Genomic DNA, 24,420 nt, shown 5'->3' with positions numbered 1-24,420 from the left:
CCACTGAGGTAATTTTTCAATGTCGCTGATCGGTTGCCTACCGTATAACGCCAGATTATTAATCAGGGTCACCCAGGAGTTGAGCGACATTACCTGGAAGGTAGTCGACACCCCGAAATTGAAAGAACAGCCGGGTTGAAACCGCTTTATCCTCCTTAGCCAAGGTAGGGCAATCATGAGGTTTCACGTACAACTGACACTGGCCTTTGTGGATTTTGATAGGGAGGCCGTGGTGCAGGGTTTTGTTCATCTTTTTCACATTGGCCGCCAGTGCCACGAACTCGGAGTTAACGTCCATACTGCGGATAAGTTCATAACGCATTTCAGCGGCTTTCTGGAAATCATCTGGCTGGTCTGCCAGGTGCGCTTGCAAGGTGATCTCGACTACTTTCAAGTTCGCTAATTCTTTCTTATAGTCCGGGTCATCTTCAGCTGGCAGGTTGGAATACATCATTTCCAAATGCTCCATACCCACACCGTCCAGTGGCTTCAGATGCCACAAATAAGGAACCCCTCTAACCGGGATCTCTACTTCGACGTAAGGCGGAACGGTCAGCAGTTCCACCTGGTCAGCGAGGTCTGCCATATCAAAATCGTAATGGTGTAGCTCATTACAGTGCGCGCATTGGTAACTTAACGTTTGATAAGCGCCCTCAGACTGCGAATGCGTGTAAATCCACCACAGCGCCGTTCTGCGGTCTTGTGCTGTCCATTTAGCGCTACTCTGCACATCACCAATTTGCATGGCATCGAGATATTTAGTCGTTGTCTGTTCTTCCTGCTCTGTCGATACTCCGCTGAATTGCAATGCATCATCGACTGTCGGAACCCGAAAGTTAATTTCGTTTCGTGGGTTAGAAGGCTGGAATAGGGTAGGGATTAACATCGATATACCTTAAAATTTAATAACGTTGGAGGTATCAACCGCTCGGCCTGCCGTTCCCATGGCCATCGCTGACGCCATACCTGTCAAGCTGGTATCTGAAGATGTGTGGCAAACAAAGGTCAGAGGATATGAAAAAAACTCCCCGACCTGGTCATATGCCCGCGCCGTTGCCCCGCGCTCCGTTGGAATAACGGCGTATTCGCCGTCCAACGATTTGCTGCCATCAAAACCAACACGATAGACGCGAACATTCATCACGTAGTACGGGGCAAGATTAATCGTGCCGTCTTTGTTGATAACACGACTTTTTCGGCTATCGAACCACTTAGCTATCCGGCCGGTCTGATCATCACGTACAGTGATCGTGACGGTGCCTGGCGTTATGTGTGTCGGCTTATTGAATTGAATAGCACCGATGATTTTTGCATCCGTCTCGATCGTCCCTTCGCTGTATGAAACGTCTTTTGCGAACATAAACAGGTCTTTCATGCCATCGGCTTCAACAACCCATTGCCAGCCCTGGGCGAACTGTATGCGCATCGCCATTTCCAGCATGCTCTTTGCATAAGCAATTTCGCCGCTATGGCCAACCTTTCCGTTGACGATCCCGCCACCAGCAAAACCACCGAGATTCCCGCCGTTGAGGGCATAATTAAGCGCATCCCTTACAACGTCATTAGCCCCCTGCATAAAGCCGTTAATAGCGGTGTCTTTAGCGTTGCTGAGCATGTTTTTCATTGAGTTTTTGAAGCTGGAACGGCTGGATAAACCATCAAAAAGCCCCATTACGACGCCTCCTTACCCAAATAATGTGGCCCCGGCGATAATCGCCCGATTAGCTGCCATTTGTAATTCCAGATCATTCTTACGTTGCTCAAGCGTGACGGCATCGGGAAGGGCAGACGTGTCTAACTTTCCTGCAATTGAAACGCGGCGTTGGCGTTCGGTATTTGGGATGGCAATCAACGCCTCCAGGTAGTCCTGGATCATACCGATTGTTGAGGGGGGGACAGTCCATTTATCCAACGGGCGATCGCGAAGATTAACCAGATAGCTCAGCGTAAAGGGATAACGCTCGCGGCCGGTCAATTCCAAGTCGATCGAGGAGCCAAAATCCTCGCTATAGACGAGCGTTCCTCGACTATCAACTACATGTACCAGCGCTAGATAGTCATCGGGGTAAGGCAGGGATACCCCCGCCTCCTTATTGACCCGAACTTTCTGAACTAATCCAGCTTTATCTTGATAAGCCGCCAGAGCTTTAATTAGCAGGCTTTCAAGCGTCTTCGTTTCAACGACCAGAAGAGGTGTGAAACGGGGCTTTACAGATTCAAGCAGCTCGTTCGGCGTCATCGTCATCGCTTTACTCCACCCAGCTGTAGACGATACGCAGGCTAGGGCGAACTACGGCGGTGACGTCTTCAGACGCCAGATCCGTTGCATCGCAGTAAACTTTACAATGCGACATGTTGCGCGTGTGTCCCTTAGCTTCACCGCCATGGGATTCTGCTGTCGTGCTAATAGTGATATCCACATAGCGTTTGTTGAAGACCATATCTTTCACCGAATTTAGAACATCGCCGGTGATGGTTTCAACGCACTGCACCTGGATTTCACCGCTGTTGCGCAGCGGCCCATGTTGGTTGAACTTCATGCCCCCAGGGGCCACGTCTTCTACATCTTCACGGGTCATCTCCGGGAGCTGCGCGGTACGGATCAGGATAGACAGGTTTTCATACCCCTTGATCGTCATCCAATACTCCGAGCTGACCAGCTTTTCGCCTGCTGCGATGTTCTGGTTCAGACGCTTCTTGAGAAACCCGACGTCTGCTTTTGTGTTACCAAATCCACTCATAATTGCCTCATATGTACATAAGCGGTATTTCCGACTCGTTGTAAGCCGTCATACCAGAAATTTGTAAGTTCACTGTGTTGTGGGCATACATCCCCGTACTCGTGCGCGGTGCGTTAAGTTCGTACTGCACTGATTGAATAACGGCATGCATGATTTTTTGGCGGCGGCCGATATCCAGAACAACGGGTTTCGGCCGACGTCCACCGGGCAGGAAGTTTTTCAGGTCGGGGGAGGCCATTTGCTGCAATACCATGATCGGAGAGTTAACTTCGATTTGAGCATCGATTCGAGCCATGAAATGCAGAGACAAAGTGAACTCTGGAGGCTTCTGGCCCTCCCAAACCAACATGCTGTTGATCTTCGCCTTTGAAGTGGTTCCTGACACTGTCTGTGTGGCATTCGCCAGCGTGCTGATCCCCGCCATCGAGCCAACGGAGTTGTTCTCGAACGGAGACGTCCACAAGCTTTCAAGCGTTGCCGAACTGCCCTCGCCGATGTACCCAACAACCATGTGTTCACCCGATGTGATGTAAGCCTTCAAAAACGGGCTTACGCCGTCGGGCATAATTGCGCCACAAATCACCGGCCCCTCCTAAATGCCCACCGCTGGGGTGGGCAGGTCGCTTTATAGGCCACGTTTCCGACGGATACGCAGTGATTTGCGGCGTGAGAGATTAGCCGATGCGGTATGCGACTTGCGGCGTGCCTTTTTGAGAGCGGCACGCTGCGCGGCATTGATACGCTTTGGTCGAGGGCGTTTGCGGATAAGCTTTACCTGGCCATTACGAACGACTTTTTTGTTCGCCTCCAGCATCGCGTCATCATCACCATCGCCGCTGACCGTATAGATCGCGATGGATTCATCGTCATCTTCAGTTGCCGCAGAGATGGCGTCTGCAACAGCGATCGCCGCGTCGTCATCCTCTTCATCGACCATTTGGGTCACTGAGTCTTGATCGGCTCCCAGGGAGACAGCCGCGTCAGCAAGGATGGACAGCATGCGGTTGTACTCGTCTACTTCCGCATCGGTGATGTCCTCATCCTCTTCATCATCGCTGATGCCTGCCATCACCATCGCGAACTCGTCAATGTCGCTACTTGTTGGGCTGGCGGAACGTGACCACTCGATCAGGAACGAAGCAGCCACCGACCGCTCATCTTGCCGAGTGCGTTTAGATACCGACTCCAAAATGAGGTCAGAAAGGCTCTGCTTGCCGTCGTTTTCTTTTTTAGAGGGTGAGCTCTTGCCCGATTCCAGCATTGCGTCACCGTCCCCTGGGGCCGCTGGTGGCGCAGAAAAAGCTGCTGTGTACAGCGGGTTAATTCCGGTATTTTTCAAGATATCCATTTTTTTCTCCAACTTAGCGCAGCAATACAGGGATACCGACAATTCGACGACCAACACCCACGACACAAACTTCCCAACGGGTTTGCCAGCTATCAAAGTCCGTGTTAGTCACGGTTAAGATGTAAGGGGCATCACCCTGGTCAGGATCACGCGGTTTTCTTAACGCTTCGGCGGCGTAATAGCGATCAAGAAGGCGGGTCATACCCTTTTCAAGGCCTTCACGAGTAATGCCGTCAGGGCTATGTTTGATGGAGGAGGCCAGGGCGTAGTAGTTACGTGCAATGGAGTTCATTACAGAAACCACATGCTGATATTTCTTGTAGTTATCCTCAGCACACGTTGTTAGTGCATCATCAATAAAGATCACGCCTTCGCTGCTTGTTACAACGTTGAGATGTGCTTTTGCAAAGACCTCACGATCGATATTTGCAGCGGCCGGAAGTGGTTTGATATTTTTTCGATTAATTACACCGCGATCCTTGCCTGCAGGAGAGTAATGCCAGCCGCCAATGTCTGGCACCAGGGCAACACCTTTTGCTTTTGCAGTGAATGCATCGCCGGATAAACCAAACACAACGGTGGACTGCCCGAGCGGATCGCGGCACGAATATGGGAAATAGTAAGCAGCAACGTTTTCATTGCCACCCAGGCCAAGCGCTGCTAACTGCGCTAGCGCTTTATCAGCTGGCAAGCGAGGATCTACGTCAGCAAACATGTCGACACGTACAGCCTTGGCTAGATCGGCTAATTGGCCAATAGCCACCGCGTCATAAATGCCCAACGTCAAAACTGCGGTGAAATCCACGATCGAGCCTTCCAGCACGGCAATAGACGCAGAGTAGTCTTTCGCTGTGAGCTTTTTGAAATCACCGTCGCTACCGCCAACGAAGGCCTGGCTAATGCTGTTGAACGTCTCAGGCAGTACCGCCGTTTCTGAAACTAAGGCGCGTAGACATGAGTTATTTCTTTCCAGAACGTCGGGGAGGAAAGCAGAAAGGCTCATATCATCAATGGCATCGATTTTGAACGAGACTTCGTAGCTTTCGATTGTTGTTACGGCACCCAGCGAATCCGTTTCCATGAGCTTCAGTGCGAAAAAACCCGGCTTGGATTTTATTGGCTCTAAGCTCAGCTTGCGGTTTTCCGACTTGTCGCCATCCTCGACATAGATCGTCAATGCAGCTTTCGCAGGTACCGTAATGTCTGCACCAAATGGGGTCGCGCTGGTGCTGGCCTTAACAGTAGTTACAGCTGGTGTACCTGTAGTATCAGCCGTCAAATGAATCGCAGGGATCATCATCCCTGGCAATGGCACTCGTACAACATAGCCATTGCCGCCCGATAACGCCTGGTTGACATGTCGGAGGGGTTCGAAGAACGGGCCTTCTTGTGGGCGTGGTGCATCGCCCAGGACAGATTTGACGTTATTCGGGGTAATACCCAATACCGTGTTTGGCTTGCCTTTCTTGGAAAAAACTAGCCCGGTAAAAACAGAGCTTCCGCCCGAAAATGTGCCGATTGTTGCTGATGCGTCGATCGGAGCTACTGCTACTCCAGCAGCGCTACCAATCGCAAAAGGGATCTTATTCATTTTTATTCCTATAAGCGCCCCAATGGGGTGGGGCGCTTAATCCAGGGGTTAGGCCTTCACCGTGACTTTTGCAACGGCGGTTTTTGTTCCGTCCTCGCTCGTCATAGTGACGTTCGCAACACCGACAGCTTTCGCTTCACCTTCACCGCTCTGATCAACAACAGCTACGGCCTCATCGCTAGAAGTCAGCGTGAAAACCGTGTTTGTCGCGTTTTCAGGAAGAACCGTTGGGCTCAATTTGAACTTCTCGCCAACGGTAACTGTTACTGACTTTGGTGCCAGGCTCACGCTTTCCACCGGCACGGTGGGTGCGCCTGCCTCCGGGGTTTTCTCAATAAACTTCCCAGTGCGTGGATCGATAGCACCGATCTTCTCGTTAACGAGGGTCAAACGAGCGAAGTAGTCTTCACCGTTGCGCGGGTGGATCTCGTTGATTGCAGAGCCCCACAGCGTTTGGCGGTTAACCAGGGCAGTGGTGGTTGGATGGGTGAATGGAATCGCAGGTACGGCATCACCGGCGACGATACCGGCCTCGCTGAGGTTTTCACCGCGAGAATAGAAGAGAATATCGTTGCTGGAGAACGGATAGCCTTCTTTGTCGAATTGCAGACAAATTGGTTTCGGTACTTCATAGATTCGGATTGTACCGAACAACATACCGATGAAATGCACGTAGGACGTCTGTACGTAATTCGGGGCAGGTTGGAACATGCTTAGTGGCAGCGACTTAATGTAACCAGCTGCATCACCACCAGCAAAACCACCGCGAATACCGTATTTTTTGGTGCGGTCACGCATATCTGTTGAGATGCCGGTAATCTTGCCACGGAACAGCTGGCACCATTGCTCCCACTGCTGACTTTGCGGCAGCGCCGTGTCGTACGTGTAATTATGTACAGTATGGAAAGCAAGCTTGCGCAGACGCTTCATATCCTGCTCGTGCGAGCACCATTGCGTCAGACTGGTAAACTGCATTGAGGCCAGATTCAAGCCAAATTCACGTTGCAAGTCCATCATGGCCTGGACTGTGTGCTCAGCGGCAAGGATGTACTGTGAAGGCTTCATCTTCCAGCTGCGCATTGCCTGATTAATTACCGGGATCAGGTCTGGATCGCTTTCAACATCCAACTCGGCTTGCATAGCGATATGAGTACCGGCAGGAGGAGCCTCCTCGAATTTCAGCACCACAATACCTTTGGAGTAATCAACCTTTCCGGTTACGGTAAAGGCGTTGCCTTTGGCATCTTTTTCATTGAAATTGATACTGCATTCACCATCATCGTAGTGTTTGCCGATGCGGCGGTTCACGATGACACGAACGCGCTTTCGGCGTACTGGCATGTCGCGGCCTTCAAATTCCTTGATCGCAATCGTGAATTCTTTCGCCGTGCCGTCGACCGAATCTTGGTCTTTCAGCATGAAAATGCGGCCCATCTGCGAGAAGATGCCAGCAGAGAGGTGATCCATTTGGTCACCGCGATCGAACGAACCCATTTTCGAACCAGCTACGTTATAGACCTCATAGAAGTCCGATTCGTCACGCGATACCGGCATGAAGGTACACATATCGCTGGTGGCTGCACCCAGGGCGGCAGGCAGGATCATGGCCATGAAAATGGCTTGGCGCATGACGCCTTCTGACGTTCTCATGTCGTTTGATGCAGATTCCAACATCGCGGCACCGTCACCAGTGCGCTCACGGTCAGGAGCTGATTCAAGGATCAGGTTTTCACAAGCATTTTGGGCGTTAGCCAGCAGGTCAGCTGGTGGGTTGCACCCATGTATACGACGATAGTCACTAATACTCGCGGCCCAGGTGGTTGCAATCTGGCGAACAGCACGCTCATTGACACCCTCAAACATCGGGTCTTTCATTGCTGTTTGGCAAATTACGTTAACTTGCTCATCAACGCTCATATCTGCGTTGATCGGTGCGTTGCTCGTAAACGCCAGCACACGGCCAGCGCGCTTATTCACGTCTTTTTGACGCTCATGAAATAATTTTGGATCAGACACTTTTTCGCCCTATCAAAATGCACAGACAGGGGTTTACTTCTCGACATTTGGGATGTTACTGAAAGTGAGTTATTGGAAAGGAAAGATAAATTCGTGGGGTTCTAACTGGATGTTTGTTAAACTAAATCTAATAAACTAATACAGGATTAGATTAGTTATGCGTTACACAGTTTTCGTGGAATATCGCAACGGAGCGACAAGTACGCCACAGCACTCCGGCGTAAAAGATGTGGCTTTTCGTAATTTTTCCGATTTGGTTGCTGATAAGGATCTGTTATTGACAGCTGAAGCTTGTGTAATCACGTCATCTACGGGTGAAGTGCTTCGCTTCGATTTACGGACGCCGCAGCCGGTACCCAACTTTGATGAAATTCCCTGGCCACGGAGGGGCGCGAGGAAAAAGCAGAAGGACGCCAAGACGGTATCTGCGTTTATTGCTCCACCCGAAGAGGATTTCATAAAGTCTTTGGGAGAGGGGAGTTTTACGCGGGGTATACGCAAAGCAGTATCTATGCTGAAACTGTTAGAGCAGCAAAATAAATTAAAGCCCCTTGAGAAAATGGCCACCAGCCAACGTGAGTAACCACTAAGCCCCATATAGGGGCTTTTATGCCTTAGAACGCTGGCGATAAAGTTGCAAAACGTCGTCAGCAAACTGATCGTCAATGATGTAGAAATAGCACTCCGGTACGTTAAGAACCTTCGCAAATAAGCACAAAGTCTCAAAAACTGGTCGATAGGCACCTGTCTCATATGACGATACGCGGCCGCGAGCCGTGCTCTCATCAATACCTGCTGCTACTCCGAGTTGCTCTTGGGTCAATCCGGCGCTGATCCGCGCAGATTTTAGACGTTTAGTGATCATGTTTTTGCCGTCTTAATTAGTTGACGACATGTGTAACATTGCATAATATCGACCGTGTTCAGAATTACAGAACACGCCAACATAATAAAACTTGTGTCCAACATCTTTCCAGGGAGGCCGATCAAATGATCGGCCGTTTTTTTTGGGTTTTTGTTGAGAATGTGTAGGGATTAGGTGCCGCTTATGGGAAATGCAAAATGTTTATCAGGTAATGAATTCACCGCTACGGGTGCTACCACATTGCAGCTGGATAGCAATGATGTTTGGTCAGTTATTACCAGGCATTTGGTTGCCCCTAGATCCGATTGTATCCTCACAATATTCTTGCTGCTCACTGCTGAACATCCAGAACTGAAATTCTCTGAGTACCCGCTGGCAGTAAAGCTTGTCACTGACGTGGCTATGACCTGGCTTAGCGTAGCTGAGTAAAAAAAGAACCACGTTGTGATAACCGGTCATCCAATTAGAGTTATGCAGTAGAACTTATCCACATATTCACCGTGTAAGATCCAATAAATTAACCAATATGATCCCATAACTACCAAAAAGATCCCGGAGCCGCTTAGGCCACTAACCACGCGCCCTGTAGCCACGTTTGTGTGTTTGCAAACTGGATAAATGTGTTTGCTTACGGGATAACCATGTTTGTAAACGGGATAAATGTGTTTGCAAACGGGATAAAGTGTGTTTATAAACTGGTAAAAGGATCCTTTTGTCCACATAACTCAGATCATCAAAGAAGCCTATTAATGACCATGAAAAACAATGTTTTAAGTCTACTTGATGTTCTTGCGTCCAAAGGTGAAACAAAACTTACCCCCAACAAAAACAGCACTGTGCAGCCTGTTGCGCTAATGCGACTTGGTCTATTCGTACCAAGCCTGAAGCGCAAAGGAAAGAACACAGACAGCGTCACTATAGATGCCTCAGAGGAACTATCCAAGCTTGATATAGCCCAGGCAGAAGGGTACTCAAACATTACCATAAGCGGGCCCAGGCTCTCGATGGAGACTGATTTTAAGGTCTGGGTGGCGGTCATCCTATCGTTTTCGAAGTACGGCCGGGACACAAACACGATCGAGCTGCCGTTCTCTGAATTCGCCACGTTTGCCGGATACCCGGACAAGGAGAAAACGCGCGTTCTGCGTGAGAGGATCTCCGACTCGCTGACCAGATTGCGCGGTACCACGATTAGTCTTTCCTCAAAGAACAAAGACAAACTGACTGTCACCGGCCTGCTTCAAAAGGGGAACTGGGACGTGAAGGCTGACATTATCAAGCTTACGGCCGACGAGTCGCTGTGGGAGCTGTACCAGGTAGACAACCAGGTGCTCCTACAAATGTTTGTACTCAGGAAGTTGGCGAACAAAGGGACGGCACAAGCGCTATACACGTTCATCGAAAGCCTCCCACGAAAGCCGATCCCATTGTCTTTTGACCGTATTAAGCAGCGCCTGGTGCTTACGTCTCCGCAGAACCAGCAGAACCGCATTATCAAAAAGGCCGTTGAAGAACTGATCGCAACCGGCTATCTCGATGCCTCAATTCAGAAGCGGGACAAGGACTGGCATGTGTTGATACATGGCCGCAACCCCAAGTGCCATCTGCCTGCCGGTGTCAGCCCTATCGAAGGCCTGGACGACGACGAGTGATTTTGTGTTTAGAAACTGGATTGGCTCGTGGAGGAGAGTCAAAATGTGTTTGCTTACGGGATGGCTGGTGGGATTTGGCAAGGTTTGGGGCTGGGTACCGGGATAAACCCACAACTCTTCCCGTAAGCAAACACATTTTCTTCGTTCTGAGCGTCAGCACACATCATTTATCCAGTTTATAAACACACTAGCAAGTATCCATCCCGTTTATAAACACATTTCCAGCCCCCTCTTAAACATACATGATATGATTAAGGCCAATCCACCAGCCTAAAAATCATATGAGACTGTCTGCAATTCAAAAGGATACCCTGTTTATCCTTCATGCCTTCCGCTTGAAGGGGCGTACTGGCGGGATCCGTCAAACGGGCCTGTTTAACATTGTGAGCGCCAACCGACCTAGTGAGCTTTTCCCCAACAACTACAGCATTTCGTGCAGAACGATGGCCAAGAACGGGCTTGTTACGTTAGAGCGTGATGATAGCCTGCGGTTGTACCTAACTTTGACTGCGGCCGGTGCTGAGCAGGCGGCTGAGATTTATAGGCAACGAGTAGGTAGCCAGGCTGAGTAACAGTGTGTAGTTTGGTGGTCGAGTTAACAGGATGCTTCAGTGTTGATTTAACTTATGAAGGGATTATTTGTATGAGCAAAGAAGAAGTTCAGCAGCTGCTTAATGCGGCGTTGGCCAAACTGGCAGAGTTGCAGGCAGCCTATGATGCTGCCTATAAGGCGGTGTTATCTGAGCTTGAAAGAGACATGCACCGTGGGGAGGGAAGCGGAGCGCAGGAACGTCGCCGCGAGCAACACCAACAAGCTCTTAGAGATGCAGAATGGGAAGCAGAAAAAGCACTTGCAGCCCAGAAGACGGTAGTGCAACAGCTCCAGCAGCAACTCAATTCTCTCTGATGCGTGTTAAAGCCTGTTTTTTAAACAGGCTTACCACTTTCCCCTACGTTACATTGTCACTCAGTTGCGATCGCGCCGTTGATCTCGTTAACGGTGATGTTGTGGTTATTCGTCTTGGCCAGGCTCTCCATTACTTTGGGTAGGAATAGTGCCGGGTACTGCCCGTACTGCGCGATCAAGTCCTCCGGTAGAAGGCACATTTCCGCCGGTAGAATGGGTTTGTTGTGCTTGTCTGGGGCGATATTTTGCGTTAAAGGAACGGATGCTTTCGTGGTGCAGCCGGACAACAGCGGCAGGCAAAGGCTGAATAGAGCAGGGATCATCGACCATCGCTTGAGCGAGCTTTTCTTGCAGCACAACATTTTCACGTTTGAATTCCTCTAATTTCTCGGCTTCTTGGCCGCGTTTCTTATTGAGCTCAACCAGGCGACTCTCTGCGTCGTCGCGATCGGCGGCGGTCGTGGCCAAGGCCGACGTCAGGGCATCGTTACGGTTTTTGGCGTCGCGAAGCGCATCATGGGTTTTTTCGAGGGCTGACGCCTGTTCTGCAAACTTGCTGGCTATCACCGCATAACCACCCCAGGCGGTGGCCACAACTAAAAGCGCCACACCACCGATCCATGCGGCTCGGCGGATCTTCGGGGTTTTTAAAAGGCTGAAAACCAGGGGTAGGGGGGACATCATTTTCCTCCGAATAGGGCGTTAAGCACGCTGGTGGGGGTGATCGCTGTAATCGCGCCCTGCATCGAGGAGCTGGTACCCATGGAATCCAACACAGATATTCCCACTGCGTTGCTGAAGGCCTTGGCCGCCTGGTCAACGGACAACTTGCCATCTCGGGTTAAAACGCTCACCGCGCTAGAAGCGCCCTGGATGCCACTAGACGCGTTTTTCATGACTTCGCACGTAGTTATGAGGGTTTTGACCAGATCGTTGCTTAGCGAGGGCGCTGGTGGCGCTGTGGAAGAACCAGAGCCAGAACCAGAACCACCAGCCGGTGGGACGTTTAGGATCTTGTTAATTGCGTTCATCGCGTTGGCCACTGGCGACGGGATCACTTTAGCAATAGCGTCAGCCATCGACTTCACTACAGCTTTGTCTGCTAACGCGGTTACCAGTGCCGGTGGCGTGGTAACAGGTTTGTTTTCTCCCTTCAGGTAACAATCCCAGCCGATGCTGACGGTGATCAGTTCCGAGGGAGATTGGTACGAGGAAAACGCTTCAGCAAAATCACTACCGGCACTTGCGGCTACGTCCAGGAGCCGGGCCACCTCTTTGAGCTGGTTAATCGCTGCCGTGATACTGGCAGGGTACGTAATGTCGGGCAGGATCAGGGCCAAGAGCTCGGCAGACTTGCTCTGCGCCTGGCTGGCTGCGGCCGCAGCGGCAGAAACGGACGCAGATGGCGTAAACCCCGATTTATTGAGCTCACGGAACGCCGCAATTTGCTTAGGATTATCCAGCATTAGGACACCTCCACCAGCGGATCGCCGGTGGCCACGATAGAGCCGCAGGAGACGGGATCATCTTTGCAAACCACCCCTTTCCCGTTGACCGTGATCCATGGCCGGGTGGAAACCGCTACGCCCGCATGCACCGAGTTACCGTCCGTGTGTTCGCTAAACACGCTGCCGTCGACCATTACCGGCACGCCATTGATCGTGACCAATGGATCACCCTCAACGCAGGGGCGCGGGGGAAAGCTCCCGTGCCCGGAGCATATAGCCCCCTTGATCGATATAGCTGCCATTAGGCAAACGTCCCTTTCAATCGGGCCTGGAAGTCCTTTTCAGTCTCGCCAGCCTTAAGGAATGAATTGATATCGACGTTCGGTTTAAACAGCGGAGAATCCTTCGTAGCGAGATGCATGACGTGGTATTCCTCGCTGGTGGCCAGCTCATGCACCAGTGCTTTTTCACCGTTTAGCACCAGTGGTTCATCACAGATGAGTAGCGTTCCTGGGTTAAGTGGCGTAACTAACTTTTGCCAATGGTCGTTTGAAGCGAAACCGCCTAGGCCGTCGAAGATGATGTCGATGGGCGGAGCCGATAGATTGGAGGTTAACGTGTCGATAAGCGTGCTTGTTAAATCGTGAGGGGCTACGAACATGACACGCGGGTGTGCATCGTGTGGCTGGAAAATGAGGTTGCCCGAATGCACCAGCGGCTCACCTTTGGGTAACACCTGGTTTAGAGCTGAAATGACAATAGGCCCGAACTTACCTGCTTTGTTGCTCACGACGATCGTCGTGCGGCGTTTATCGATAAGATTTGCCACTGCGATGTTGGTGATTTTATTCGACATGCCGCAGGTAGGGCCGGTTAAGACCACTATTTTTCGGTTTTCCCCAGGGGAGAAGAATGCTTGTGCTACTTCTTTTTGTTGCGGGTTTAATGTCGTCATGAGATACGGGTTTGAAAGGATCCCTGTGGTCAATGTCATTGGTTGCACTCCTTAGTAAAACGAGAAATACGCTTCTCTAGAATCGACAGGTAATCGCCCATGATTCCCTTTTGTTCGGTCAAGAGGGTTTGCTCGCATTGGGGGAGAGAAAGAAAAATGGCCGTGTTCAGAAAGTTAGTTCGGTCAAGAGGGTTTGCTCGCATTGGGGGAGAGAAAGAAAAATGGCCGTGTTCAGAAAGTTAGAAAGCGCGTTTAGCTTTTCGGCCAGTTGATCTCGTTCATCGATAACTCGTTGCTGATATGGCGCTGGTTGGGTTTGTTGGGACAAGGTAGCCTCTGCATATTGTTCAATGGAGGACTAACCGTACCCGAACTGAGTTTTGCTTCTGTATGCTAAATTGCGCGGGTACAATACCGACCAAACAGGAGGCTTTTGGCCGCGATAATCAGAAAGGATTTTATGAAAATGAAGGCATTGCTGGTAACTGCATCTATCTCTCTATTTACCCCCCTGGCATTCGCAGCGCAGCAGGCGATATCGTTTCAATGCGATCGGCATAACATCCTGGTCTATAAACAGCATGATGGCCAAGGCCGTACAATCGTAACGCTGAACGGGGAACGGGAAGATAACGTAAAGACCTCGCAATCTACTCAGGCCGGGGCAAATGTTGTCACTATTTCATTTGTTGAATATGCGCAGGCTGGTGGGTCATACGGCCTTTATAACCTGCATGCTGTGGAAAAAAACAGTATGTATTTAACGAGCGAATTGTTAGATGCTGACGACCGGCCAAAGCGCAAAGCGAAGCGATACGAGTGCCGTTTTAATGGGGTAATCGATGCAGCTACTCCACCAGCATTGACAGCTGGCGAACAACGCAGGGCTGACGAAGAGTTTGATGCTAGAAACTAGGATAAGGAACATCTGTAATGAATAGATTCTGCAAATTTGGTTCAACCTTTCCAAAATGGGATATGGGGGACGTAATTCTATGGAAATTGTTTCCTGATGATCCAGTTAAGGTGACAGGCGAGCCTAGGTTATGGGCGTACAAAGCTGCATATCTTCAATATAATAAAGACAGAATAATAAGGCATGCACATCAGGAAAAAATACCAGTGTTACTTTTAGCTGGGGTGGCAATAGCAGAAGTGGCAGGTGCCCCCGAGAGACTGAAAGCCATTGGCGTGCTTCAAGCGTATCAGCTCATGGATTTTTTTAATAATAGTGTAAATAAAATTTCCAATGCAACATCTGTTGGGAGTTTGGCAATTCAGCTAAGAGCTGCTGCGGAAACTCTCGGCATTGACCCCAATGGATTAACAACAACCAAGCAGTTACAGTTAGCTAATTGCCTCTTGGATGATGAATTTAATATAAGCGTAGTCGCCAAACACCTTAGAGATCTTATAGTATATGATAACCCCGGCATAGTTGACACTTTAAACATAACAGATGAGCAGCTAATTATAGCCGCATCAAGATATAACCGGGGAATACAAAGAGATAGGGCGGATTTTGTAGCGTCAATACATGCGGAAAAAGGTGACCCCATAAGAGATTATAGTTCGTACGGAAGAACTATAATCAAAAGAAGATATATTATAATGAAAATCCTTGGGCTATGATATGAAGAAAATAACACCGACATCAATTATCATGGTGATGTACACTTGGTTCCTAATGTTATCATCACTCGCTTTCAGCACTTTAAGTGAAGAGTCCTATATTGATGGGGATGAAATTAAAAATGTTTGTGATGCAATTAGGGTTTATATTGTAGATGACTACAGGGGAACCATGGCAATAGCAATACTGTTGGCATTCTCTCCTGTTGCTATTTACATGATGGTAAGAAAATTTCGCGGGGTTATTGTTAATCTCAGTGCTGTGGCTTTTTTAGTTTCATGGGTATTTTTGTTTATTATAAAGTTCAAAGACTGCCCTTGGTATTGAATGTTAAAACCGCCCTGGAGAGATATGCAGGGCGGTTTTGGATTACATGACTCTCTCATCCCAAATGCTATAACCAGAAGTGCCAGCAATGTGGTGCTCCCATGTGATGCTTTGGTATTTTAAAGTAATCATTTCTTCAGGCTGGTTTTCCGCATGGTCAATGGCATGCGGATAGATAGTGTTAATTCTGCTGATGTAAGCTTTCGTTAGCCTCACTGAGTAGTATAGCTCTTGAGTACCTGATGCCGACGTTCTATAAAAATCGAACTTCACATCAAGACACTCATTATTTGATATTGCAACCCCCCAAAGAGGAGATGATTTATCTATTGGTTTAACAAATGAAATAGGCCCATGATTGACGTTTTGCTCTCTGGATACGGCATGTTCGAAAGCAAGTGTTAATATTTGATCTTCATGCCCACTTTGATATTTGTTGCCTATTGATGCAAACGTTGAGCATCCACCAGAAATTAACCCTTGCCTTTCACCTTTTACACTTGCATAAATCGAATTAGCCATATACAAAATCCTTTTATAAATGCATGTTATTTAAAACAATCATCGTGATTATAGTCACAAAAAAAACCATCTGTACATAACCAAGTAGCAGGCCAAGGTATAAATACGGGGATGTATTTATACTAATGATGTTATTAAGGCTGATGCATATAAAATTTCTATTTTATCTAGCTACCTATTCATGTATTTTTGCGCTTTTTCCAGTGATGTGAACGTTTCAATTGTGATTTCATCCGCGTCAGGCCTTTGTGCTGGCCGTACAAGCGCAAAAGTGCCATCCCCGACCACTTTGAATACGGGCTCCTCTCTCCGGCTTACCCATTTAGCCTGTTCGGCTTCAGCCAGGCGGCAGGCGTCTTCATAGTTGTCAGCAACACCGAGCGATGACGGTCTATCCCAGGAGCCGCCGTTTAAACAGCGAACGTGGATTTGCCCGGAGGTATGTGTCACTCCGTAAGGGTGATCCCACCAAGCATCTAATTGCGCTTTGCTACGTGCGTCGTTTGGCGTGTTATCGAATTCTTTGGGGAGTACGGGATCAAGCGGGATACGATTAGGCATTGTCTCTCCTGCGCAGTGCCATTGGCATAATGGCCGTATAATTGCAGGATCCTTAGACGATTTGCAATGACGGAACTCTGATTATTAACTCATAATTATGAATTATGAATTATGAGTTACTAGCTAGTGTTTCACTATGATGACGCAAGCCCACGGGGGTGGGCTTGGTAGAATGGCGAATGTCATGACCGTGGGTAGTAGCCAGGTTTGGCTCTACGGCCCTTTTCATGCCAGGTATACCGCGATTGATCGATGGTGCCATCGCAGTGAATGCAGCGGTACTGTTTTCGATGTGCAGGATTGCTTGTGTTGTCTTCTTTAAACTCATGGTAGGGGCATGCGTTAAGCTTATCGAAGTTGGCCTTAACGCTGGTGGCTATACTGCGCATGTCCTCACCGGAAATACCAGTCAGCTCCCCGAGGACATCCAAACCGTTCTTTTTCTCCATGGGTACCTTCCTCCTAAATTGTCATAACGTTGCTATCAAATCACTAGCGTTCTGCCGCGTATCGCCTTTGCAGCTAAGTGAGCGGGGGGCTTCCAGGTCGTGAATGGTCATTCGGTGCTTGGCATACAGGTCAACGATGTTCAGTGCCCGGCTGTTTGTGATAACTACTGCTGCGCCTCGCAAGTGGGCGGCCGCCAGGTGGTACATCAAGGCCTGCTGATCCTCAAAACTAAATCCACCAGGGGCATACGTCGTGAAGCCTTTTTTTCCCTCCAGTGGCTCATACGGCGGATCGCAGAAAATCACATCACCGGGGCCAGCGCAGTCGATCGAGGACTGGAAGCTTTGATGGGCAAACTCACACCGAGCAGCTACTGCGTGACATGCTTTTATTTCCTGAGCTGGCAGATATGGGGCTTTATATTTTCCGTAACTGGTGTTGATGCCGCCAGAAAGGTTGTAGCGGATTAACCCGTTGTAACCGTGCCGGTTGATAAACATGAAGTGAGCTGCACGCTCCACCAGCTCCAGGTCGTCTTTTTCCGTGTTGAAGCGGTGACGGGCTGCCAGGTATCCGTCAGCCGTGTTCTTTGTGGCGAATAGCTCAATAAGAGCCTCTATCAGCTCGTCAGGCGACGATTGGATCACTTGGTAGGTAGTTATCAGATCATTGTTGATATCGCCGCATAGGTACGCTGGATAGTCAAAATTCATGAATACCGAACCACCGCCGACAAACGGCTCAATCAGGCGTTTGCCTGCGGGCAGGTGTAGGGCAATGGTCTGAAGGATTGAAGCTTTACCACCGGCCCACTTGAACACAGAACGGGTAGGCTTCTCCCGAAGTTGAGCTCGCTTATTGACGTCGATACCGAGTGTAAGGCTTATCTCCATTTGGCTTCACCGCCGAATGCTGCAAGGGAGTCGCTGATTACTTCAGAGACGGTCTGTGCCATCAGGAGGAAATCGGCTCGCTTGCGAACGTCGGATCCTGCATCGTCCTCTTCCTGCATTTCGTCGTTGGTTTCCAGGAACAAGTCGGAGAACTTCAGACGTTTGAATATGCAGCTATCGGTCATCGTAAAGTTAACGTGAAACTTAGTCGCGTGGTACAAGTTCAGGTTCGTTACCAGCTTGCCACTGGACATAGTGGACATGATTATCTCGCTGCCCAAAGGCTCATTGCGGAATGACGCGGTGCCGCCGTCGGAGAGAATGTCTACCATTTTGGCATCACATTCTTCGGGCATGTGGAGTGGTGCAGGGGCTTCACCCGCTTTCACCCATTCCGTCATGACCAGCTCGACAGGGTTCTCGGGGGTGAGCGGGACAACTGGCAAGGAGCCAAGGGTTTTGCGTAACAACGCGAGTGCGTTCTCTGCGGTCTTTGTGCTAGCGGTATCGATGATAACCCGTTTGTTGTCCTGGTCTATCCAGATCTGTGTTTCTGTCCTGCGGGGAAACGCACGAGGCAGCAAGGATTGCAGAATGTCCTCTTTGATTGTTGCGCGCTCTGTGTACTTCAGCCTGCGGTGTTGCTCCTCTTCAATCACTTTAACCCGGCTATTTATCTCTTTTTTTAGATGGCCAGGGGGGATAATTTTCTTCTCAGTTTGCATGCAAAGCAGGATGTGATTATTAACTTTTAGCGTGTACTGGCCTTCGCCATCCAGGGCTTTCCATCCATTGCGGCTCATGTCATGAGGGCCGCATGCTGTGAATGCCAATGCTTGCAGCTGCTCATTAAGGTCTTCCGGCACTATTTCGCCTTCGCGATATAAATACACAACCGCATTTTTGAACAGGGTAAACAAGGGTGTGTCCTCATTTTGTCATCGGTTATCTAATCCATAATTAGATTATCGTGACTAATGAGAGGCAATGCCAGTTTTTGTTCATTTGTACAGATGGTTAAGGGAATGGCCAGCGCACCTGTGAACCGGGTGCGCTGGAGTGCCTAGCCTTTGATAAAGGCGATTTGTCCCCCTTTAAAGCTGATCGTCCCGGATGCGGTGAAATTCATGTCTCCACCAGCTTTAACGTCCAGTTGGCTACCGGCTACTATTGTCACTTTACCTCCGGCGTTCAGGAACAAATCGGCGCTGCTTATCATGTACGCTTGGCCTGATTCATTCATCCCAATCGTCGTCCCGTCAGAGGTGCGGGTGATCGCAAAACCACCTCCTGCAGATCGCACTTCAAGCAAGCCGTTGCGGTTGAGTACGGCATCTTTTGTAGGGTTCAACTGCGGTGCTGGTGGAGCATCAGGAACATCGGGCGGGATGAATTGGCCAGCCTGGCCAGATGCTTCCGGTGGCACGTTAGGGATGCCACCAGCCCAGTCTTGTGCTGCGCCGACAATCATCGGCCGACGGGAATCGCCGTCATACGGGAATTCCACCCACACCATATCGCCCGCGATCGTCGGAATAAAACCGGCCCCGATCGGTAGTAGGTACTCTGCCCAGGGAAGAGCACGATCAGGCATATCGTCCCACTCGTGCATGAGCCGTATTTGTGCCTTCATCATGCCGCGTTCGTGGGCTGTGTTGACGATTACTGCCCGCCGTTTACCAATGATCTTGTTAGGCACTTTTCACTACCCCCAATATCATCCGGCATACGTATGAGCGCCGATCTTCGTAATGCGTTACCCCCATTATGGTCATGCTGGTTTCCACCGACTCATCGAGCGCGCTTTCTGTGTCATAGCGCTGAATTAACACCGTGAGGTTTTCTCCAACGGAGAGGCTGGAGTTGCCCTCACATTCAACATCGAGCTTGGGGATCATGGTTAATGACAGGTTCAGCAATACCTCCCGATTGGCATTGGAAATCATCTTGATCGGATATTCTTTCTTTCCGATAGAAATGTACCCATCGGTTTCATGGTATGCGGAGAATCGGTAACGAACCTTGTCGAGATAGCCCTCATCCTGGGTGAAGTGCCGAGTTTTTGTGAAGAGGTTCTCAGCCGACGGGTTGTTGGTTTCGTATTTAGCAACGGGTTTTTGCCTCTCCAGTGCGGAGAGTGTTCTGACGTTCAGATTGCCACGGGAAATCCAGGCTCGCGCACCATGATCGCGGGCTATTGTCTCGATGAGCTCAGACGGCTTTGCTCGTGGGCCGAGATGATAGGTTGTGATCCGGTTGAAGGGGTCGGCCACCAGCTGAAGGCTATCCCCGGCGAGTGTACTAAGCATATCTTTGGGGTTCTGATCGACAAAAAACCGAGGGGTAACGGCCCGCTGGTGGAGTTTATGCAGTGCCTTAGGTATTGCCACAATACGCACCGTATCATTGCCGTAGGGGCAGGACACGATCACCATATCCTCTTTCCAGTCAGCCCCGTTCTCACTATCCCCCATGATGGCCACCAGGGAAGAGCCCTCCCTCATTTTCCTCTCGTTCATCAGTTGATTGTTGACGTCACGGACATGCAGCTCCAGCACCGGCGAACGCATGTTCATGTGTGAGGCATAAGCGGAGGTCGTGACCATTTCCCTGGGGATCTCCTCACCATCGATCACAACGGACTGTAGGAAAAACTGGTTCAGTTGTGCGGCCATATCAATCCTCTTTCACTGCTGTCACAACTTCATGGCGGATCTTTCTCGGGTTAACGGCCATGGCCATCTTAACGTCGGCGGATACCGTGAGGACTGCTTGCGCTGCGAAAATACGCTCTTCACCGATCGGAGCCGAGATATCATTGAATGCAATGTCGCGGCTATCCGTAAATGTTGCGTCTAACGCGGTTTCAACCAGCGCTAACTTAATCGGAGCTGATAGTGAGCGGTGCCCCGCAAATCTGAAGCTAGCGCCGATAGTGTTAATCAGCAGAGAGAGTGTTTCTTTCTCTGCGGCCAGTATTGTGATCGAGTACGTCAGTGAGGCATTTGTGGTACCGATCGTGGAATAGGGTTTGTCATCCCCATCGCTGACCACTTCCAGCTCTAGGGGGCCAGGGGTATCACGTTTGTGCTCTATGCCCATGAAGGCGGTATCGAAAGAGCGTGAAACGTTGATCACAGGCAGTACCTGGGGGTTCTTGGGCTTTTCAGTTTTGGCCTTCCAGGCATCGGAACGCCGCAAGGATTTCAAAAAATCGACTATATCGTCAAACTTCCCCAAGACAACTCGATTTGCCGCAGGGCTTCCGATAAATCGTATGTAGGAGGCGTTTTCGAAGGATTTGGTATTGACCCTGGCTTTGTCAAACATGCGGCTGATGTAGGCTGCAATGGCACCATCAACGGCTTGGAAGCCAGAAACCTCAAATTCGCCGGTTGGTTCTAAATTCAATTCGTTGAAGCGGGATAATAGTTGTTCCATCATTGTGTAGCCTCCGGAGATCCTTCAAAGTTGCGCGCCGGGATACAGTAGTAAACCGATCCGACTGACGCGGTACCGTACGTAAATATGCGGTGTACATACCACCAGCTGCGCACCGTGTTACCCTCTGATAACGATTCGTTCCATTCCAAAATAGATCCGACAGGCACAAAGGCGCGGGCCGCCGGATGTGGGTTACCGTCGTCGTCTTCTCCCGTTTCGATCGCCTCAAGAGGGGGGGAAATCCGTAGCAACAGGACGTCATCAACGCCACCATCCTGGTCACCGTCGTTATCCATCGCATTGAGGCCTGCACGTTCATCCGGACAATCCAGTATGGCCACCGGCGCAGGATCACCGTAAGTTAGCGTTTTCTGGTTATTACCGATCTCTGTGAAGCTCGGCTCGACTGGCTGGCCATCGTCGTCTAAATCAACGGGTTCGGCATCGCTGGGGATGTAGAGTAGGGCGTCAAAAGCGTCAGGGTCAGCGGCAATGGCCCGCTGCCAATCTCTGCGCACCATGTCGTTAAAAGGCGCGTGCCCTGAATATCGGCTCTTTAGCGCCGGTGCTGGCCGTGATGCAATACTGTGAGGGATTGTTGCGGTAGCCGGGGAATCCGGCTCCCCGAGCGGTGCTGTGCCGTCGTTGTCGCTATCGCTGACATTCGTACCATCAATATAGGTAAAGGCCGGAGATTCGATCTCGGGCGTGCTGGTGGGCGCTTCCGGTGCTGACCTGATCTCAATCGGCATATTTTCCGGCAGTTCTTCCTCGTTTTCCGGCTCGAAAAATTGGCTATAACGGCCCATGTTTTATTTCCCTAATGTGCTTTTAATGTGTAGTTCGAAGGCCTTGGCCGCCTCTTCTGGCGTTTTACCGGCCATTACCTGGGCGTCGATGAATAGCTGTTTCTGCATCTTCAATAAGTCCGACAACTGCCGCTTGTAGGCTTCGACGTCGCTGGCGTGCTGCTTGGCTTTAGCTTCAGCTGCTTTCCGGCGTTCGCGCTCCTGCGCCGTCACTTGGCGCGCCCTGGCCAACTTCTTCCGAGCGTTATCGATCTTGGTTTTATCTTTGTCAGTCAGCTTGCTCTGTAGCGCATCGATACGCTTCTGGTATCGCTGATACTCGGCCTTTATCGCGGCATGGTTGGTTTTCCCTTTCCTGTTGCGATTGAGCTGCTTAATTTCGCTCTCGCTGAAGTATTCGGTTGTCTTCTTCCGATCGTCGCCATAGTGGTGGCCCTTTGAGGCCTTGATGAGGGATTCAATGATCCGAGTTTGCCAGCCAGCCCCCTGCATGCGGGTGAATGCGTGGATGATGTGTTTGCACGCCACACCCCGTAGGTTAGGGTTCTTGATCTTGGGGAAGACGTATTCCTTGGGCGGGGATATGGTGAAGTTGCCAGCCGTGGCGATATAGCGGTACCAGTACATGTAGCGGCCGCAGTCGCAGTTGATCGAAGCACGTCCGGCCACCAGCTTTCTGACCAGGCGCATCAGCGCGGCCCTATCATTGGTGACGTTCTCCAGGGCTTCATCCCACTCTTCGAATCGGAGTTGCACCAGGTGGCTGCTGTCGATTGAACGATTAGACGCGGCTACACGGATCAGGGCCACGTTGTGTTGTAGGCCGATAAAGCTGGCATTTGAAATGCCCGATCCGTCGTCTACGTTGTTGTTTGCCCGTTTGACGTCGATCGCTTGAGAGTGGGCCACGAGCTGGGCATACGTGATACCTGGCTGGGTATTTGTGAACTTCTTCCGTGCCTGGCCACGGTTGGCTTCGAACTGTTTAAGGTCTTCTATCGTGAAGAAAGTGCCGTCTTTCTTTTTGCCGAGCCCAATAATGTCGTCTAAATGCTTATTTTTGAGCAGGGAAGGCGTGAGGTGCCTGCTGCCGTTCATCCGCCGACGCGAATGCGCACGCTCCTTTTGGATCTGGTCGAAGAGGCGTGCAAATTGTTTAGGCGATAAACCATCTGAGATGTACCGGCCGTTATCATCCTTTCTGAAACCGTCCACCAGCCCCCCTACAGCGCCTGGATGGCCGGTAATTCACCGGTATCAACGTAATGGCGGATCCTTTCACGCAGCCATGCGATCGAAGGAACAGCGAGGGTTTGGCCAATCGGCAGCGGCTCGTACTCCGCTACGGTACCGGCGAGCAGCCGAACGCACCAGCGCAGCTCGCAAATTCCCCAGATTCGATGTGCTACCAGGTCAGGGCGGTATTCCTCATCGGGTTTTATATCGTAACGAAATAGGTCTACGTCCTGGCTATTGGATTTCCGGATCACCTCATTGTGTAGGTATGCCCGGATGATGGGGTCTTCGATGCAGCGGTCGTCCAGTCGGTTGTAAGTGGTCATAAGATGATCGTGTCCTCGTCATGTCGTGTTCCTGCCAACGTTTCCGGCCGGATGTCTTTTTTGATCACTGCCTCGGTAATCCATTCCGGCCCGGTGCTCACTTCGGCATTTTTAGGATGTAGGGCACTCATCATTTTTTTGATGTAGCCAGCGCTGCCCACCGGCTGGTAGAACGTGGCGTAACAACACAATATTGTCAGGATGTGTTCCGCTTTGATTTCTGCCCAGGCTATGTTGTAGACGGCTTCGCCACTTGAGTTAAACGAGACGTCGACGATCGATGGGGGGATTTCGAACCGGCCGCTTGTCGTGGGTAGGATTATGGCTTTAGTGCGTTTTAGTTCGTTATAGCGTTCCAGAGCGACGGAAATTACTGGCGAGCCGGTGTGGTGTTTATCACTAAGTCGGACACGGTTAGCTCCCGTGGCTTTTGATACGTCACCAGAGACTTCATCGACGATCGTCAGCATGCCTCTGCTGGCGAACTTGCGGAGCGAAGGAACGAGATTGTCGTTGATGCCTGTCAGTGTGGGAGCGTACTTAGTCGGTTCGTCCATGACCAGGACGTTATCTTTATAAAGGGCGCGAAGCATTACAGCGTTGGGGCCGGTCAATGTAGCGACGCAGATGGGTAAAGCGGCTGACATAAAATTCACCTCATACAGAAAGAAAAAAACCGCCCGAAGGCGGTTGGTT

At 50.3% G+C, this 24,420-nt stretch carries 33 protein-coding genes; 6 read left to right on the top strand and 27 right to left on the bottom strand.

Going from position 1 to position 24,420, the window contains the following annotated elements:
* Window positions 1-58: 58 nt before the first annotated feature.
* Genes KGP26_RS30080 through KGP26_RS30045 form a run of 8 tightly spaced genes read right to left on the bottom strand, consistent with a single transcriptional unit; the run spans window position 59 to window position 7,696 of the window.
* Window positions 59-886 (bottom strand): hypothetical protein, encoded by an 828-nt coding sequence (locus KGP26_RS30080; RefSeq protein WP_223665783.1) that lies wholly within the window; start codon window positions 884-886, stop codon window positions 59-61.
* A gap of 9 nt (window positions 887-895) precedes the next feature.
* Complete coding sequence (locus KGP26_RS30075) at window positions 896-1,672, bottom strand: phage tail protein (RefSeq protein WP_223665782.1); 777 nt, start codon at window positions 1,670-1,672, stop codon at window positions 896-898.
* Window positions 1,673-1,684: 12 nt separating this feature from the next.
* The gene (locus KGP26_RS30070) at window positions 1,685-2,245 is read right to left on the bottom strand and encodes a hypothetical protein (RefSeq protein ID WP_223665781.1); all 561 of its coding nucleotides are present in this window, start codon (window positions 2,243-2,245) and stop codon (window positions 1,685-1,687) included.
* Window positions 2,246-2,249: 4 nt separating this feature from the next.
* Window positions 2,250-2,741, bottom strand: coding sequence for a baseplate protein (locus tag KGP26_RS30065; protein WP_223665780.1), 492 nt, complete (start codon window positions 2,739-2,741; stop codon window positions 2,250-2,252).
* 7 nt (window positions 2,742-2,748) lie between these two features.
* A complete protein-coding gene (locus tag KGP26_RS30060) occupies window positions 2,749-3,306 on the bottom strand; it encodes a hypothetical protein (RefSeq protein ID WP_223665779.1) in 558 nt (185 codons plus the stop codon).
* A 60-nt stretch (window positions 3,307-3,366) separates the two neighbouring features.
* A complete protein-coding gene (locus KGP26_RS30055; protein ID WP_223665871.1) occupies window positions 3,367-4,089 on the bottom strand; it encodes a hypothetical protein in 723 nt (240 codons plus the stop codon).
* Between the two features lie 13 nt (window positions 4,090-4,102).
* Window positions 4,103-5,680 carry a phage tail protein gene (locus KGP26_RS30050; RefSeq protein ID WP_223665870.1) on the bottom strand — a complete coding sequence of 526 codons (1,578 nt, stop codon included), beginning with the start codon at window positions 5,678-5,680 and terminating at the stop codon, window positions 4,103-4,105.
* Window positions 5,681-5,728: 48 nt separating this feature from the next.
* Entirely contained in the window at window positions 5,729-7,696 is a 1,968-nt protein-coding gene (locus KGP26_RS30045) for an Ig-like domain-containing protein (protein WP_223665869.1), read from the bottom strand.
* A gap of 157 nt (window positions 7,697-7,853) precedes the next feature.
* Between KGP26_RS30045 and KGP26_RS30040 the strand changes: the two genes are divergently transcribed.
* Window positions 7,854-8,279, top strand: a complete 426-nt coding sequence (locus KGP26_RS30040; RefSeq protein ID WP_223665868.1) for a hypothetical protein — start codon at window positions 7,854-7,856, stop codon at window positions 8,277-8,279.
* A 24-nt stretch (window positions 8,280-8,303) separates the two neighbouring features.
* On the opposite strand, the gene KGP26_RS30035 is transcribed toward KGP26_RS30040, so the two are convergent.
* The gene (locus KGP26_RS30035) at window positions 8,304-8,561 is read right to left on the bottom strand and encodes a helix-turn-helix transcriptional regulator (RefSeq protein WP_223665867.1); all 258 of its coding nucleotides are present in this window, start codon (window positions 8,559-8,561) and stop codon (window positions 8,304-8,306) included.
* Window positions 8,562-9,310: 749 nt separating this feature from the next.
* Here KGP26_RS30035 and KGP26_RS30030 point away from each other — a divergent pair.
* Complete coding sequence (locus KGP26_RS30030) at window positions 9,311-10,213, top strand: RepB family plasmid replication initiator protein (protein ID WP_371824959.1); 903 nt, start codon at window positions 9,311-9,313, stop codon at window positions 10,211-10,213.
* 643 nt (window positions 10,214-10,856) lie between these two features.
* Window positions 10,857-11,120, top strand: coding sequence for a hypothetical protein (locus KGP26_RS30025; protein WP_223665866.1), 264 nt, complete (start codon window positions 10,857-10,859; stop codon window positions 11,118-11,120).
* Between the two features lie 105 nt (window positions 11,121-11,225).
* On the opposite strand, the gene KGP26_RS30020 is transcribed toward KGP26_RS30025, so the two are convergent.
* The 6 genes from KGP26_RS30020 to KGP26_RS30490 all read right to left on the bottom strand — a co-directional run bounded on the left by KGP26_RS30020 (window position 11,226) and on the right by KGP26_RS30490 (window position 13,851).
* The gene (locus tag KGP26_RS30020; RefSeq protein ID WP_223665865.1) at window positions 11,226-11,804 is read right to left on the bottom strand and encodes a hypothetical protein; all 579 of its coding nucleotides are present in this window, start codon (window positions 11,802-11,804) and stop codon (window positions 11,226-11,228) included.
* On the bottom strand, window positions 11,801-12,586 hold the full coding sequence (locus KGP26_RS30015) for a hypothetical protein (RefSeq protein ID WP_223665864.1): 786 nt from the start codon (window positions 12,584-12,586) through the stop codon (window positions 11,801-11,803). The genes KGP26_RS30020 and KGP26_RS30015 overlap by 4 nt, the downstream gene beginning before the upstream one ends.
* Window positions 12,586-12,789, bottom strand: coding sequence for a hypothetical protein (locus tag KGP26_RS30010; RefSeq protein WP_223665863.1), 204 nt, complete (start codon window positions 12,787-12,789; stop codon window positions 12,586-12,588). The genes KGP26_RS30015 and KGP26_RS30010 overlap by 1 nt, the downstream gene beginning before the upstream one ends.
* 80 nt (window positions 12,790-12,869) lie before the next feature.
* Window positions 12,870-13,562, bottom strand: a complete 693-nt coding sequence (locus KGP26_RS30005; protein WP_223665862.1) for a hypothetical protein — start codon at window positions 13,560-13,562, stop codon at window positions 12,870-12,872.
* Complete coding sequence (locus KGP26_RS30495; RefSeq protein WP_371824958.1) at window positions 13,559-13,726, bottom strand: hypothetical protein; 168 nt, start codon at window positions 13,724-13,726, stop codon at window positions 13,559-13,561. Before KGP26_RS30495 ends, KGP26_RS30005 begins: the two co-directional genes overlap by 4 nt.
* Window positions 13,690-13,851, bottom strand: a complete 162-nt coding sequence (locus KGP26_RS30490) for a hypothetical protein (protein WP_371824957.1) — start codon at window positions 13,849-13,851, stop codon at window positions 13,690-13,692. The genes KGP26_RS30495 and KGP26_RS30490 overlap by 37 nt, the downstream gene beginning before the upstream one ends.
* 132 nt (window positions 13,852-13,983) lie before the next feature.
* Between KGP26_RS30490 and KGP26_RS30000 the strand changes: the two genes are divergently transcribed.
* From KGP26_RS30000 to KGP26_RS29990, 3 genes are read left to right on the top strand one after another with little or no spacing between them, the layout of a single operon-like run.
* On the top strand, window positions 13,984-14,439 hold the full coding sequence (locus tag KGP26_RS30000; RefSeq protein ID WP_223665861.1) for a hypothetical protein: 456 nt from the start codon (window positions 13,984-13,986) through the stop codon (window positions 14,437-14,439).
* 17 nt (window positions 14,440-14,456) lie between these two features.
* On the top strand, window positions 14,457-15,155 hold the full coding sequence (locus KGP26_RS29995; protein ID WP_223665860.1) for a hypothetical protein: 699 nt from the start codon (window positions 14,457-14,459) through the stop codon (window positions 15,153-15,155).
* Between the two features lies 1 nt (window position 15,156).
* Window positions 15,157-15,483 (top strand): DUF2645 family protein, encoded by a 327-nt coding sequence (locus tag KGP26_RS29990; protein ID WP_223665859.1) that lies wholly within the window; start codon window positions 15,157-15,159, stop codon window positions 15,481-15,483.
* Window positions 15,484-15,525: 42 nt separating this feature from the next.
* Here the strand turns inward: KGP26_RS29990 and KGP26_RS29985 are convergent, their stop codons facing one another.
* From KGP26_RS29985 to KGP26_RS29930, 12 genes are all read right to left on the bottom strand, one after another.
* The gene (locus tag KGP26_RS29985; RefSeq protein WP_223665858.1) at window positions 15,526-16,005 is read right to left on the bottom strand and encodes an Hcp family type VI secretion system effector; all 480 of its coding nucleotides are present in this window, start codon (window positions 16,003-16,005) and stop codon (window positions 15,526-15,528) included.
* 171 nt (window positions 16,006-16,176) lie between these two features.
* Window positions 16,177-16,566 carry a DNA-binding protein gene (locus KGP26_RS29980; protein WP_223665857.1) on the bottom strand — a complete coding sequence of 130 codons (390 nt, stop codon included), beginning with the start codon at window positions 16,564-16,566 and terminating at the stop codon, window positions 16,177-16,179.
* A gap of 182 nt (window positions 16,567-16,748) precedes the next feature.
* Entirely contained in the window at window positions 16,749-17,015 is a 267-nt protein-coding gene (locus KGP26_RS29975) for a hypothetical protein (RefSeq protein WP_223665856.1), read from the bottom strand.
* A 21-nt stretch (window positions 17,016-17,036) separates the two neighbouring features.
* Complete coding sequence (locus KGP26_RS29970) at window positions 17,037-17,909, bottom strand: Dam family site-specific DNA-(adenine-N6)-methyltransferase (RefSeq protein WP_223665855.1); 873 nt, start codon at window positions 17,907-17,909, stop codon at window positions 17,037-17,039.
* Window positions 17,900-18,829 carry a recombination-associated protein RdgC gene (locus KGP26_RS29965; RefSeq protein WP_223665854.1) on the bottom strand — a complete coding sequence of 310 codons (930 nt, stop codon included), beginning with the start codon at window positions 18,827-18,829 and terminating at the stop codon, window positions 17,900-17,902. The genes KGP26_RS29970 and KGP26_RS29965 overlap by 10 nt, the downstream gene beginning before the upstream one ends.
* A gap of 143 nt (window positions 18,830-18,972) precedes the next feature.
* Window positions 18,973-19,545, bottom strand: coding sequence for a baseplate protein (locus tag KGP26_RS29960; protein WP_223665853.1), 573 nt, complete (start codon window positions 19,543-19,545; stop codon window positions 18,973-18,975).
* 55 nt (window positions 19,546-19,600) lie between these two features.
* Window positions 19,601-20,584 (bottom strand): hypothetical protein, encoded by a 984-nt coding sequence (locus tag KGP26_RS29955; protein ID WP_223665852.1) that lies wholly within the window; start codon window positions 20,582-20,584, stop codon window positions 19,601-19,603.
* A 1-nt stretch (window position 20,585) separates the two neighbouring features.
* A complete protein-coding gene (locus KGP26_RS29950) occupies window positions 20,586-21,353 on the bottom strand; it encodes a hypothetical protein (protein WP_223665851.1) in 768 nt (255 codons plus the stop codon).
* Complete coding sequence (locus tag KGP26_RS29945) at window positions 21,350-22,162, bottom strand: phage tail protein (protein ID WP_223665850.1); 813 nt, start codon at window positions 22,160-22,162, stop codon at window positions 21,350-21,352. The genes KGP26_RS29950 and KGP26_RS29945 overlap by 4 nt, the downstream gene beginning before the upstream one ends.
* A 3-nt stretch (window positions 22,163-22,165) precedes the next feature.
* A complete protein-coding gene (locus KGP26_RS29940) occupies window positions 22,166-23,377 on the bottom strand; it encodes a phage tail protein (protein WP_223665849.1) in 1,212 nt (403 codons plus the stop codon).
* A gap of 8 nt (window positions 23,378-23,385) precedes the next feature.
* Entirely contained in the window at window positions 23,386-23,724 is a 339-nt protein-coding gene (locus tag KGP26_RS29935) for a baseplate protein (RefSeq protein WP_223665848.1), read from the bottom strand.
* Complete coding sequence (locus KGP26_RS29930) at window positions 23,721-24,371, bottom strand: hypothetical protein (protein WP_223665847.1); 651 nt, start codon at window positions 24,369-24,371, stop codon at window positions 23,721-23,723. Before KGP26_RS29930 ends, KGP26_RS29935 begins: the two co-directional genes overlap by 4 nt.
* Window positions 24,372-24,420: the final 49 nt, after the last annotated feature.

Source organism: Serratia sp. JSRIV002 (assembly GCF_019968725.1).
Lineage (GTDB): Bacteria > Pseudomonadota > Gammaproteobacteria > Enterobacterales > Enterobacteriaceae > Chania > Chania fonticola_B.
Note: the sequence above shows the minus strand (reverse complement) of the source record. Positions and strands in the feature narration are given on the sequence as shown.